Source organism: Niabella yanshanensis, from assembly GCF_034424215.1.
GTDB lineage: Bacteria > Bacteroidota > Bacteroidia > Chitinophagales > Chitinophagaceae > Niabella > Niabella yanshanensis.
On record NZ_CP139960.1, the window covers coordinates 542337 to 555490 of the forward strand.

Sequence of the window (13154 nt, forward strand, 5' to 3'; positions counted from 1 at the left end):
ACTTTAGCCACGAATGCACTAATTATTACGCCAAGCCTGAATACAGCTCTTATTTCCGCCCTTGTTGTGCTTTCCGCTACCAGATGAGTGAAGTAATACCTATGCACAGTTGATGAAAGACACCAATGGTCGCAAAATGCCCGTCTCATGCCATCGTTGGTGTTTTTCACCAACGAATTGTCGGGGTATTCAGCTATTTATACTAAGCCTGTTGGTAAAAACTACCAACAGGGACTCAAAGAACACCTTATGGCAAAATACCGGCCTTTATCCTTTGTATTTTTGTAAGGCAGATGCTAAATTGCTTCATAATGCCAATAGTCGAACGCCATCTTATTGAACAATGGCTGCGGGCCTGGTGCCTGTCGCGCCGCCTGCCTTTGCCTGTGCCTTACGGATCTGGGTTTAAGGTGGAGGTAGGGTATCCTGATCAACAGGCCCGTTATGTATTCCCTAGTTTTAGTGAAGAAGTTATTGCCCTGGCGGAGACCATTCATGAACCGCATATCTTTCTTAAGATCTGTAATGCGCCACCTAACCTTTCTGCATTATTGCCCGGGCGCTGGGTGGTACAGCCGGAAGCCGCTATGATGAGTTGTTTCCACCCCATGAGGGGTGTCATGCCTGCTTTACCGGCGGGCTATATACCGGAGACCGAACAGTACCCGGCAACGCAGGTATTACGGATCATTTGCCGCGAAAGCCTGGAGCTGGCTGCTGTGGGCCGCCTGGTTATTACAGGCGATCTCGCGGTATACGATCGCATCTGTACTACGGCCGCTCACCAGCGAAAAGGCCTTGCCACCATTTTGATGCGCGAGCTGGAAAACCTGGCGCTGACACAGGGGGTAAGCAAAAACCTGCTGGTGGCTACTGCCGAGGGCAGGCTTTTATACGAAAGAATGGGCTGGAGCCTGTATTGCCCTTATAGCTCTGTGGTGATACCAGGCTGACGGTCTTTTGATCTTATATTCGTGCCTCTTGCTTTTGTTGGTATTTTTCACCAACGAATTGTCAGGGTATCCAGCTTTTGTTATATTAAGCATGTTGTGAGAAACGCCAACAGGGGCGCAAAACCACGAAGGCCTGGTTCTTCGGCTGTGTCTTATTTATTGAATCGATCTTACCTTTGCCGGTGTTTTCACGAGCAAATGATTAGCAGCTGATAATAACACCAACTACAATGTAAAAACGATTATATTAGAGAACTCTAATCAGGCAAACTATATGGGCTGGAAAGCATCTATGATCATCATCCATCAGCCGGGAGAAGTGGATCACCGGGAATTATTGAAACGGCTGGGTTTTATCAACCTCAATAAAATAGCAGGCTTAGATGTAGCGTCCGCGATCTACCCGCGTGAAGAAGAAATTTATATAGGCAATTACAAAAACAACCTGCTAATTTGCGAGGGCAGCCTGCCCTATACATTTTTCAATCAGCAACCGCCCTTCATCGAAGAATTGCTGACCCATCTTTTCCCGGATAAGGAAATAGCGGTTATTGTGCTGCATAACGTAGTAAATCTTTGGGGCTTTTCCATTATTAGAAATGGTAAACGAATAAGGACAAGGGCAGGAGAATATACCGGCAATGTTATCGATTTCGGCACACCCCTAAAAGAAGAGGAGTACCTGCTTAGTAAATCTTTTATCGACGAGGAAACCGGCGAAAGAATGTACCTTTTAGATGGCTGGAAAGAACCCTGTACTGAAGATGCTACAGGAGAAGAACTTGTTTTTTCGGTATGCTCCAGGTACTTTGGCCAAAAGCTGGATGAAGCTGATGAGCTGTTTGATACTGAATTCACCGGATATGAAGTGGCAAAAAACCTCCCCGCCGGGCCTAAGCCCTGGTGGAAAGTTTGGTAAAAGAATACGTTTCGGCCTCGGCGGTCGAGCCTTAGTTGGTGTTTTTCACCAACGAATTGCCAGGCCAGCTTTTTTATACTCAGCCCGTTGGTGGAACGCCAACGGCGATTCAAAAGATCTGCAAACGGAGTTTCCTGGAATGTGCGGTTTAACGCTTCCCAATCTTAAATATTGCCTTGTTTTTATTATTTTATACTGATTGGGGCAATTGGTCAACAGCCTGTTGACCAATTGCAAAATACAGCTAATAAAATAAGTCAAAAACCGGTTGACCAAATTTTCACCGATCACCCTGCTGACTTTAAGCAGGAGCTTATTGATAATAAACCTAAAAAAGCCCAATTGCGCGGGGGCCGGGTTTGTGTTCGTGCATATCCTAGCTATAGCCAGGTTACGGCGCCGGTATTTTTATCGATGCGAAATGCCTTCCAGCCTCCGGGCGGATCAAATTCTCCCTTACCCGATAGTGTTGCTGCTTCAAACGTATCGATTACCACACCATCTATAGCCAGTTCTAAATTCGCCCATAGGATATGCCCGGTTTTATCAATACAATAGACACCGCAGGAATCAGTCACGTAAAAAAACTGATCGTTATAATAAAGATGTCCGAAATAGTCATTTACTTTTAGCACTTGCAGCGGCTTATTATCAATTGTATCAAACAGGTAAAAATGCTCCTGGTGCCCTACAGCTAATAAATGATCTGCTGCTAACGCCTCCCGGAAGGGGCTGCATTGTATTAGATACCGTATTTCATAAATGACATTTTGCTGGTTATTATTACCAGCGAGCAGGAATTGATGATGAGGGTAATTAGAAGAGGTGACGCCTGAAATCAGCACGGGGCTGGTATAAATGTCAGGAGGGATGGTGTTGATAAATTGAATGGTCATGCTATGAGTGAGGTAATATTAATACTTAAAATCATTATAACGTTACTCTTTCTTTTTCATGATCAGAACAATACCCGAAGTTCCGCCGGAACCCATGTAGTTGAAATTTTGATCCTGTGTCTGAACCAATTCAAATTTTTGCTCCGACATGTAATTTAAAATGGCAGCGTAGAATTTTTTGTTGGCTAATGTTTCGGAAAGCTCTTTGGCCACCTTAATTTGTTCTGGTTGGTCTCCCAGGTCAACTTCTACTTTTAGCTTTTTGGAAAACGGCTTACCCTCAACTGAAATATAGGCATAAGAATAAACTGAATTGGTCGGCTGGCTATTGTTTTCTTTTGTTTGCATTTCCTGACTGTGAGCCGTAAAACCAGCAGCAACCATAAGCAGCATAATAAAAAATATTTTCATAACAGCATTTTTAAAGTGTTGTACAAATATATTTTTTAATGCTAACAATAAATGGCGGAAGAAAAGGACTGAGGTCGCGAGCGGATTCGAACCATTCAATTACCAGTTTCATCGTCTAGTCCATCACCATTTTATTAAATCTGACAAACCATGATGATAACTCTTAATGACGCTTACGGTTTCCCGTACTCTTGATTTGTTTGAGTTTAATAGGTTTGCTTGAATATTAAAACAAACCACGCATTATGATAAGAAAATTAATGATCCTAAGTGCCGTACTATTTTATGGTAGCGTTGCTTTTTCACAAGAGGTGAAAAACGACGTCGATGGGACCAAAACAAAGATGGACGCCTTCGTGTCAAAAACAGGGACAATTACCAAATTTGTTGACACAAAATTACCAAATCTTAGAACTTCACTTGGAGGCTTTGCTACAACAAGAATAAGGAAACTCACTAGCGGTTCAACATCTGCATACTTTTATCAAATTGTAAAAGGGGGGTCTTATGGTAGTAATACTGCTTCAATTGAATATTCTGACTTAGGTGAAATTATCAATGCATTAAAATTGCTTAAATCGGAAGTAGATAAAGACATAGCTTCTAAGCCTGATTATCTTGAAAATAAATTTATTACTGTAGACGGCTTTCAAATTGGTTATTATATTAGTAATGAGAAACCAACCTGGTATATAAAACTAGAAAGCTATGGTTCAGATAATACTATTTACTTGAAGAGTGGAGATGACATAGAAGTTCCGTTTATTGAAGCTAAAGCCAAAATTGAAGAGCTTAAAAAAGAATAAATAGGAGGGTTTGAATTGGATATTCGGTCCTACCTTTTTGTGAAGTTTTTCTACAGCACCTGCTCAAACATCCCTACAACCTTTAAACTATACAGCTCCGATCCCGAAAGTTGAATGTCGCTATAACCTTCAGCATTTGTTAGGGTTGTCAGCGTTATCGTTTCATGTTCCTAGCCTTCGTCGTTCACGGCCTTGGTACTTTGGTATCACGCCTTCGTTGGTGTTTTTCACCAACGAACCTTTAGGCCTAATGCTGCTTTAACCATGAGCCATTAACAACTACCGAGTTAATATAAGGAGTAAGTTTTGATAAGTTTGCCTGTTGGTGAAAAACACCAACAGGGGCCCAACTATTAATGCCGATTTTGAAGTGATTTGTAGCTAAGATATCTTACGTTTTACCAAAATCACTTAGAAATTCGATAATAGGCCTTCGATACTCCCAATCCTTCTCGTTGATCTCAATTTCCTTTTTCTCGGTATTGATATTAAGGAATACCTCTGAATAAAGGTCTTCATCGTATTCTTCGAGAAACAGTTTTAGCTTGTAGTAGCCACTTTTGTCGAGATTGACCGGTGTTTCATTTAAAGAGAAGGCTGTAACGGATAAAGGTTGCAGCCGAAATGCGTTAACGGTGTGTCGACCGTAAATTTCGGCCAATGCCTTTACAAAGGCATCACTTTCGGCACCCATTGAACGGATATGGACTGATTGACGAGCGGTGCCGGAGTTTACATTGGGCTTACCATCTACTATGCCGGCACCAATACTCGAATTCACTTCGATCTGTAATCCTACAACTTGTTCTTTATACAGGCCCTTAACGGTATAAATATGAGAAGAATCTGTTTTTTGATCTTTCACGATTTTCAGGAAAACATCATTCCAGCCATCTGCGGGGTTTATACGTGTGGTAATCTCTTCAAGCTCGATAGTATCATTTGCAGCAGGGCTACTATGACTACTGTCGCAGCTGTAGAGAAAAGAGAATAAGGTCATATATAGTATTATCCGTTTGATCACATCTACCGCCTCGTATGCTCCAATATCGCCTCCAGCGTCCTAATCGTCTGTTCCTTCTCCTTTAACCAACGCTCGTATAATTGTTTGATCTCCTCTATAGATTCCAGCCATTTTTCCATCGGATTAATGTTGTAGGTAGGATAGTGGTTGTATAATGCCGGGCCATGCATTACCGCATTGTCATTATTATTTATGTTATTGGATATTATATTAATCGCCTGTTCCTCATCAAAATTCTGTATAGCTTCCACCGGTATTTTAAGGGCAGTGGCTACATCTTTGAGTATAGCGGCATCCAGGGTTTCCTTCTGCTCTAAAAGGGATATCTTTTTCTGGTTCCAATCTTCACCAAGTTCAGATGCCAGAGCTTCCTGTTTCATGCCCAACATTTCTCTAAAGCGTTTTACATTGCGGCCTTCGTGTATTTTCTTTTCCATCGTTCATGGGTTTTATGCTTTTCAAAAATAGGTTATTTATTAGCAATTAGGGTAGTATAAATATATGTAAATTATGCTATGGGTGGTATAAAATATCCGGCTATAACCAGCCCGCCTTGGGTTAGTTCATGCTCCCGCGTATCTATCCATTCTTACCATCATCTTTACTTCGGTTCAACCTTTTTATGGTTTTACTTTCAAGCAGCGATTTCATTTGTGTGATGGCTACCTGGTTGAGTTGGAGCAGTCTTTCAGCCTGCGGCAGTCCTCTCGCTATCAACAAAGCATTAATGCTTTCCATATTGCTTAATACTACGAGCTGCTCTAAAGTGGCGTAATCTCTTATATTGCCGGTTTGCCCGGGATTATTATCGCGCCATTCTTTGGCGGTAATGCCGAAAAGAGCCATGTTTAATAAGTCGGCTTCGCTGGCATACACAAAACCGGCTTGCTGCCAGGTAATGGCTTTAGGAATTAAATTTTCCTTTATGGCGTCGGTGTGAATCTGGTAGTTGATCTTGGAAATGGTTCTTTGTAAACTCCACTCCAATTTTAAACGGCTATTCTCATCCTCTTTCAGGCGTTGGAACTCCTTTATAAGGTAAAATTTAAATTCCGCACTCAACCATGTGGCAAACTCGAAGGCAATATCCTTATGGGCAAAAGTGCCTCCGTACCTCCCGGTCTTTGAAATAATTCCAATAGCATTTGTACTTTCGATCCAACGCTTGGGTGTCAGTGAAAAACTGTTGGACCCGGACATATTTTTAATTCCATCGAATTCGATGGAATTAAAACCCGTATTATTAAAGGTCTCCCACAGACCGATAAATTCAATGGTACTGCGATTTCGCATCCAGTTTTGAAGAATATAATCGCTCCTTTCAGCATCACGATATCTTGCTATATCAGTCAGGGAAATGTAATCATGCTGATTGTCTTGATACAATACAATATCAAGGCCTTTAACATGTATTTTTTTATTTTTTGACATAGGTATAGTTGGTGTTCAATTAGTAGGTGATATTACTTCCAAAACGAGGTTGTCGATTAGCAAACCTGCTCTTATAAATATACGGAAAATCGCTATATGATCGCGTATAATACCGGGCTAATAAGTAGTTTACCGGCCGGGAGACTGCAATTTGGGTTTGGATAGATTCCACCTGTCAGGCTATCATGGTTCCTTATTATAATTTTTAAACCCGATAACATTTCTTCGGGCGGGTTGGGTTTGTTTTTCTATCAACTCTTTCAGTACGGCAAAAATATTGTCAATATCGCGGGTATTGTTTTTTACTTCTTTTTCCAGTTGGGCTAATTGCAGCAAAATGTCTTTATGAGTAAGGGCATATTCTCTAAGCCGGGTAAAAACACGGATGATGCGGATATTGACTTCTATAGCTGTTTTGCTATTGAGTATGCTCGAGAGCATCGCTATCCCTTGCTCGGTAAACACATTAGGCTTGTAGCGCGCACCTCCCCAACTTGAGGTCACAAATTGTGACCTCAAGTTTTCCCATTCTTTTTCGGTAAGGGTAAACATAAAATTTTTAGGAAAACGCTCTGCATTTCGTTTAACACTTTGATTAAAGACCTTGGTTGTTACCCCATACATCTCAGCTAGGTCTCGGTCGAGATTCACTTTTTGCCCGCGAATAATGCGGATGTGGTTGAGTATCTTTTGTTCTGCTACCAGGGTTTGTAGTGTTGCTTTTGCCATAGGTATAGTTGATGTTAGGTTAGTGAGTTATTTTACTTTCAAAACCGGGTTATTGATTAGCAAGTCTGCTACTATAAATATACCTAATATATGCTATACGTTGTGTAAAATACCGGGCTAATAAGTAGTTTACCAGGGTACACTATTGCAATTTTGGGTAATAAAAATAACCATTATGCAAACACCCACATGCAACCCCGATGTTTTTGAAACCCAATGCTGGGCCTACCGCACCATCAGCCACCCGCAGCAGCTGCTGGCCGAAAGCTTTGATTATATGACCATCGGCCGTTTTCGTAAATATATCCAATGGATGCTGGAGGCGGCTGCCCGACCAAGCATCTGCCGCAAAGAAGAGCCGGGCCAGATAATGGCGGCCTTCCAGGTGATCAACTCAGTAATATTAGCAGGAGAAGCTTTGCTGCAACAGCATCAGGTAGGAGAGGAGCCACAACCCCAAAACGCCGACCTATCCCTCCCAAAGCTTCGCCTGCTGGGCCGCAAGGACAAGGCTGACCCATATCGTGTGTTCCGCCGTTTTTTTAAATATCAATCTGCCTCCCTATGGAAGCAGGACCTGAACCGCGCCCTGGGCTATGCATTGAGCAGCGCCGCAGTAGATAATACGATGAACCTGCTGCCGGTGTATTGGCATATTACCTGCCTGGTTGAGGCGGCATGGGTAGTGCATTTGAGGGGGAAGGCTGCGGTGCAGCCTGTAGCGGCTTTGCAGAGTGCATGATAACGATAAGAAGGACGCCTTATTTTTGATATTTGTCAGAGCATATTGATAAAAGGGTTCGAGTAATATCGGTAAGTATTTTAGTTTCTTTCGAACCTTTTTGCTTGTCCAAAAAGGTTCCCAAAAAAGACCCCCGGCGGCACTTACCGGCCTGCCGCCGGGAAGGGTGCTACTATCAACCATGAATATAGTGGTTTGTCCGCCCCACTGTACTTACCGTGTTAGGGCGGACGCTGATCTGTGAATATCTATGCTTAATTATCTAAAGCGTTTATTCATTGTAGGGTTCTGAATATTTGATGATGACAATGCGAACGGATGCCAAGCGGCCTTGAAAAAATTGCGTTAAGAAAACAAATGAAGTAAGCCGTTAAAAAGCCGCCACTGTCCGAGCCCGTGGTATTTTATTAACTTTTTTGCTTCCACGGGGCGAGTTTGGCGGGTTTAGGCTTACAAAATTGTTTTTAGCAAATTTTTTCAGAGCCTTGACTTTTTTTGTTACTTTTTTGTGTTAAGACAAAAAAGTAAGGCAAAGAATTAGCGTTTATAAAAAAATGAAAGGCTCTTCAAATAACAACCTCTGCTATGTTAACCTTCAACACAACAAACAGCTCCCGCGCGGATAGTGGGAGGGAGAACACCTACAATGGATAGCGGCATCAAACTCCGTATGAGGAGATCCCTCCCGCGCTTCGTTTCACTTCGCCTGGTCGGGATGACGACAAGAAAGGAAACATCGAACCGGGAACCTTTGAGATATGCCCGCGCAACCCGCAACTTTATTTGTTGCCTTTAATTGCACATTGTATGTTTGAAGGGATAGGCTTATGTGTTAGTTATAAGCTACAGCAAAACTATGGAGGTATCATTACTATTGTTTGCTTCGGGCCTGCTGGCCGGTGCTATGAACGCTATTGCAGGCGGAGGCTCTTTTGTGAGTTTCCCGGTATTACTTTCAACCGGTATGCCGCCCGTTACGGCTAATGCTTCTAATACAGTAGCGCTGTTGCCGGGTAGTTTGGCCGGGGCATGGCAGTATAGAGCATATGCGGGCAACTTGCGGGGTATCTCCTTAATAAAAATGATCCTCCTCACAACGATAGGCGGCGGAGCAGGAGCCTTATTACTGTTGTACACGCCGCCATCGAAGTTTACCATCTTTATTCCCTGGCTGCTTTTAATAAGCTCTTTAACCTTTGCGTTTGGCAGAAGGCTGGGCAATTATATTCGCAAAAAGCAACAGATCAACCAGGCTACTGTTATAACAGGCCAATTCTTATTAGGTATTTACGGGGGCTATTTTGGCGGGGCGGTTGGCATTATGATGATGGCCGTATGGAATATATTTGGCATGACGGATATTAAACAGATCAATGCCAACAAAAACTTACTGGTGGCTGCAGCCAATGCGGTGGCCGCTATACTGTTCATCATAGCCGGAAAAATTGCCTGGTACGAAACCGCTATTCTTATAGTAGCAACAGTACTGGGTGGTTACGCGGGTGGCTATTATAGTAAGCGCATTAACGCAGTATTGCTGAGAAATATCATCATCGTTTTTAATTTTATGATCACCGCTATGTTCTTTGTAAACACCTACCTGCTTACCACATCTTAACTTAAACCCGTTAAAACTTAACATTGGAAGTTCAAAACTTAACATTGAAATTGATGATAGTCTGTTAATTTTATATTATTAAATTGTTATCAATAGTTATGGCGAAAAAATCGAAAGACCAGGCAGAGTCACCAAAAAAATTAATACAGGATAAAATTGCTAAGCATTTATTACAGGAGTTTCAGCAGCTGGAAACCTTAACAGGCAAAAAAGAGTTTGCGAAAAGATTAAAGAAAGCTGCAAAGATCATTACCCAGGGTTTGGAATTTAAAGAAGCGACTAAAGAAGACCTGGCAGCAGCAACAAAACCTGAAGCGGATGCAGCTAAAAAGCCGGCACCGGCAAAACCTGCCGCGAAGAAAACAGCAGCACCTAAGAAACCAGCGGCAAAAAAAGTAGCTAAGAAACCGGCATCACCAAAAGCAGCAATGAAAAAGCCTGCTCGTCCGGCAGGCGGGGCATCGCCTAAAAAAACTAAGGCAAATGCAGCAGCTTAGTTCGTTTTCCTATCTTCCTTCTAAGCTTTAACAGCATATCTTCAGTTAGCCACAGATACACGAATATATTTGCAATAAAAAAGATGGCGAAAGTTCCGATAGTTACAGTACTGTCTGTCGGTAAGCTTATTGCTGGTTAATTGCAAAGTAGCATATTTCCTGTCAGGGCTTATTCGTGTATTTGTGGCTTATCATTTTATAGGCTCAATAAGTACTATATAGCTCATTGTAAATAAATCGGCACTGATAACGCAACCAGCATTCTAAGTTATCCAAGAATACACCAATGTATTTTTTTATAAAGACCTGCGGGCAGTCACAAACGACTCGTCCGAGCATGTATAGTATTTATCCGTGTATCTGGGGCAATTAACTTTTAAGTACCGCTGACTTGATTTCTTCTGCATTCAAAATCTTACTGTAAACTTTCCCCGCTGGTTGGTGCGATCAGTAGCCTGCTGTAATGAGCCCTGCGGCAATAGTTGTAGAAAAAATACCACATACGGCCTTTTTTATAGGAAAGATTCCCGGCGTTCTACATGATTTTTTGTAATCGTGATATTTCTGATAGGATGGATTTCAAAAATGGTCTTAATTGTACAAAACAGGCGGCTCTTGCCTGGTAAATACAAACAGCTTCATTTTAGTGACAGCAATAGTTCGAAAGAGAAATGATTTTCACTTGTATGCGCGTCCTTTGGTATAGTTGTTGAGCGGCTCTTGTAACTTAATTTTTATGAACTGACTTAAATTTTGACTATGGGGAATATGGAAGCATATGACAAAAAGGAAGCGATTGCCGATGTGATCAATGACCTGGTAAAGATCAATAACGACCGTATTGAGGGTTATGAAAAGGCAATATCTGAAATAAATAATGCCGATGGGGAAGACTTAAAACCCCTGTTTGCCGGTATGATTGCCGAAAGCCAACAGTTTAAAACAGAGCTGGAAGCTATTGTTATGATTAACGACGGCGACATTGCAAAAGGTGCCTTGTTTACCGGCAAATTATACAGGGCATGGATGGGCGTAAAATCTGTTTTAACAGCCGGCGGCAGGCGTACTATTTTAAGCAGTTGCGAAACAGGGGAGGATGCAGTAAAAAACGCGTATGAGCAGGCCCTGGACAATGAAGAATTGCCGGAAGGAGTGAGATTATTAATTGAAGAGCAAAAGTCGATATTGCAGAAATCGCACGATACCATCAGGATTCTGCGCGCTAAGGCGGAGGCCGGACAAAAAAGCTAATGATTGCCACCGGTAAATACGCCGGTGAAAAGAAGCTAAGCAGTGCCGTCCTTTATTTACGTGATATAATAAACAGTAACAACTTGTTTTAGCTTTTAGAATGAATGGTAATATGTCGCCTCTACGAGGCTGAATGTTCGTAAATGTATTTTTGCTCTACCATATCTTGTCCTTTCGGAACCTTACATTGGTGATAACAATGGTGAACGGGTTCATTAGAGTTCCCCTAAGAATGGGATATTGGAAAGTTTAAACAAGTGTAACTGCCTGCTTTTGTGAATTAGTGGGATTATATTTAGTGGCAAAAGATGGTTTTTCACTATTTTCGAACGCTGATAACTCCGCCCACTCGATTGGGATAATAGCGTTTTGCTTTTCTAAACAAATCAAAGTTGTAGTGACCCATGATTTTAATTGTTGACGACCAGGTTGAAAATATTTACTCCTTAAATAAACTATTAAAGTCCTGGGATTTTGAAGTAGATACGGCCCAATCGGGCGAAGAAGCTCTTAAGAAGGTATTAAAGAACGATTATGCCCTTATTATACTGGATGTGCAGATGCCGGGCATTGATGGTTTTGAGGTAGCGGAAACCCTGTCTGGTTACAGCAAAACCAAAGAGATCCCTATTATTTTTTTAACCGCAGTAAATACCGATAAAAAATTTATCACCAAAGGATATGCCTCAGGAGGCATTGACTACATTACCAAACCGGTTGACCCGGATATACTGATCTTAAAAGTAAGAACCTTTTATCGTTTATATGAACAAACCGTAGCACTGAACGATTCGAAGGAAATTCTGAAACTGGAAATTGAAGCCCGTAAAAAAGCGCAGCAGGACTTAAATGATAAAGTGGAGCACCTGCATACCACCCTGGAGAGTTTGCCGCAGATCGCTTTCAGGGCGGATGCATTTGGCAATGTTTTTTTCGTGAATAAAAACTGGTTTGACTACTCAACCGATCCGGCGATCTATCCCGAAGTGCACCCGGATGATATTACCATGGAAGCTGTATGGGAAGACTGTATGCAACACCTGCAACCGCAGGAGGTAGAGCTCCGTATTCGCGAACTGCGATCCGGTGCGTTTCGTTTTCACCTGTTGCGAATTATACCGGTGAAAGGTGAAGGCGGTATTAAAAGCTGGGTAGGAACTTTTACAGATATTGATGATCAGAAGCAGGAAGAGCGAAAAAAGGACGAGTTTTTAAGTATCGCCAGCCATGAGCTGAAAACGCCACTCACCAGTATTAAGGCTTATATACAGTTAATAGAACGTATGGAGCATAAGCAGCCCGAAAGCAAAGTGGCCACTTATATACACCGTGCCCACGACCAGGTTTCTAAACTGGATGGCTTGATTAATGACCTGCTGGACGTTTCTAAAATTGAGAATGGTAAGCTTAAGATCAATAAAAAACCATTCGACATGGAAAAGCTGATTGCCAGCGTTGTGGAAACTATCCAGTACACGAGCGCACAGCCTGCTTTAAGAATCGAACGACAGGGCCCGTTGATCACCGGTGAAATATATGGCGATGCTTTTCGCATTGAACAAATATTGATCAACTTCTTTACCAACGCTATTAAATATTCGCCGGGGGCAGAGAAAATTGTGTTGCATACCGCAAAAGAAAACGATCATATATATATAGGGGTACAGGACTTTGGGATCGGTATACCCGATCATAAAAAGAAAAATGTATTCACCAAGTTCTATCGCGTAGAGGAATCATCCGTTCAGTTCCAGGGACTGGGCATTGGTTTATATATATGTGCCGAAATCATCAAACAACACCAGGGTAATTATGGTGTTGAGTCAACATTAGGAGAAGGAACTACCTTTTATTTTACACTGCCAATCAGCTAAATT

The 13154-nt window shown here is 42.0% G+C and carries 14 protein-coding genes; 8 read left to right on the top strand and 6 right to left on the bottom strand.

The window, feature by feature from the left end:
- The first annotated feature begins 311 nt into the window (after positions 1-311).
- Together U0035_RS01895 and U0035_RS01900 are read left to right on the top strand one after the other, a co-directional pair.
- Positions 312-953 (top strand): GNAT family N-acetyltransferase, encoded by a 642-nt coding sequence (locus U0035_RS01895; protein ID WP_162817977.1) that lies wholly within the window; start codon positions 312-314, stop codon positions 951-953.
- Positions 954-1227: 274 nt separating this feature from the next.
- Positions 1228-1872 carry a DUF6928 family protein gene (locus U0035_RS01900; protein WP_114792489.1) on the top strand — a complete coding sequence of 215 codons (645 nt, stop codon included), beginning with the start codon at positions 1228-1230 and terminating at the stop codon, positions 1870-1872.
- Positions 1873-2252: 380 nt separating this feature from the next.
- Here U0035_RS01900 and U0035_RS01905 read toward each other — a convergent pair whose 3' ends face one another.
- Positions 2253-2768, bottom strand: a complete 516-nt coding sequence (locus U0035_RS01905; RefSeq protein WP_114792491.1) for a PQQ-binding-like beta-propeller repeat protein — start codon at positions 2766-2768, stop codon at positions 2253-2255.
- A gap of 42 nt (positions 2769-2810) precedes the next feature.
- Positions 2811-3179 (bottom strand): hypothetical protein, encoded by a 369-nt coding sequence (locus U0035_RS01910; RefSeq protein WP_114792492.1) that lies wholly within the window; start codon positions 3177-3179, stop codon positions 2811-2813.
- 245 nt (positions 3180-3424) lie between these two features.
- On the opposite strand from U0035_RS01910, the gene U0035_RS01915 reads away from it, so the two are divergent.
- The gene (locus U0035_RS01915) at positions 3425-3985 is read left to right on the top strand and encodes a hypothetical protein (protein WP_114792493.1); all 561 of its coding nucleotides are present in this window, start codon (positions 3425-3427) and stop codon (positions 3983-3985) included.
- Between the two features lie 391 nt (positions 3986-4376).
- Here the strand turns inward: U0035_RS01915 and U0035_RS01920 are convergent, their stop codons facing one another.
- The 4 genes from U0035_RS01920 to U0035_RS01935 form a co-directional block, all read right to left on the bottom strand.
- Positions 4377-4985, bottom strand: coding sequence for a hypothetical protein (locus tag U0035_RS01920; protein WP_114792494.1), 609 nt, complete (start codon positions 4983-4985; stop codon positions 4377-4379).
- 26 nt (positions 4986-5011) lie between these two features.
- Positions 5012-5446, bottom strand: coding sequence for a helix-turn-helix transcriptional regulator (locus tag U0035_RS01925; RefSeq protein WP_114792495.1), 435 nt, complete (start codon positions 5444-5446; stop codon positions 5012-5014).
- Between the two features lie 142 nt (positions 5447-5588).
- Positions 5589-6440, bottom strand: coding sequence for a KilA-N domain-containing protein (locus tag U0035_RS01930; RefSeq protein WP_114792496.1), 852 nt, complete (start codon positions 6438-6440; stop codon positions 5589-5591).
- 183 nt (positions 6441-6623) lie between these two features.
- The gene (locus U0035_RS01935; protein ID WP_114792497.1) at positions 6624-7169 is read right to left on the bottom strand and encodes an ORF6N domain-containing protein; all 546 of its coding nucleotides are present in this window, start codon (positions 7167-7169) and stop codon (positions 6624-6626) included.
- 175 nt (positions 7170-7344) lie between these two features.
- Between U0035_RS01935 and U0035_RS01940 the strand changes: the two genes are divergently transcribed.
- From U0035_RS01940 to U0035_RS01960, 5 genes are all read left to right on the top strand, one after another.
- Entirely contained in the window at positions 7345-7911 is a 567-nt protein-coding gene (locus U0035_RS01940) for a hypothetical protein (RefSeq protein ID WP_114792498.1), read from the top strand.
- Between the two features lie 856 nt (positions 7912-8767).
- On the top strand, positions 8768-9529 hold the full coding sequence (locus U0035_RS01945; RefSeq protein ID WP_114792499.1) for a sulfite exporter TauE/SafE family protein: 762 nt from the start codon (positions 8768-8770) through the stop codon (positions 9527-9529).
- A gap of 98 nt (positions 9530-9627) precedes the next feature.
- Positions 9628-10026 (top strand): histone, encoded by a 399-nt coding sequence (locus tag U0035_RS01950; RefSeq protein ID WP_162817976.1) that lies wholly within the window; start codon positions 9628-9630, stop codon positions 10024-10026.
- 759 nt (positions 10027-10785) lie between these two features.
- Positions 10786-11277 (top strand): ferritin-like domain-containing protein, encoded by a 492-nt coding sequence (locus U0035_RS01955; protein WP_245957807.1) that lies wholly within the window; start codon positions 10786-10788, stop codon positions 11275-11277.
- Between the two features lie 404 nt (positions 11278-11681).
- Positions 11682-13151: a hybrid sensor histidine kinase/response regulator gene (locus U0035_RS01960; RefSeq protein WP_114792500.1), complete on the top strand. Its 1470-nt coding sequence runs from the start codon at positions 11682-11684 to the stop codon at positions 13149-13151.
- Positions 13152-13154: the final 3 nt, after the last annotated feature.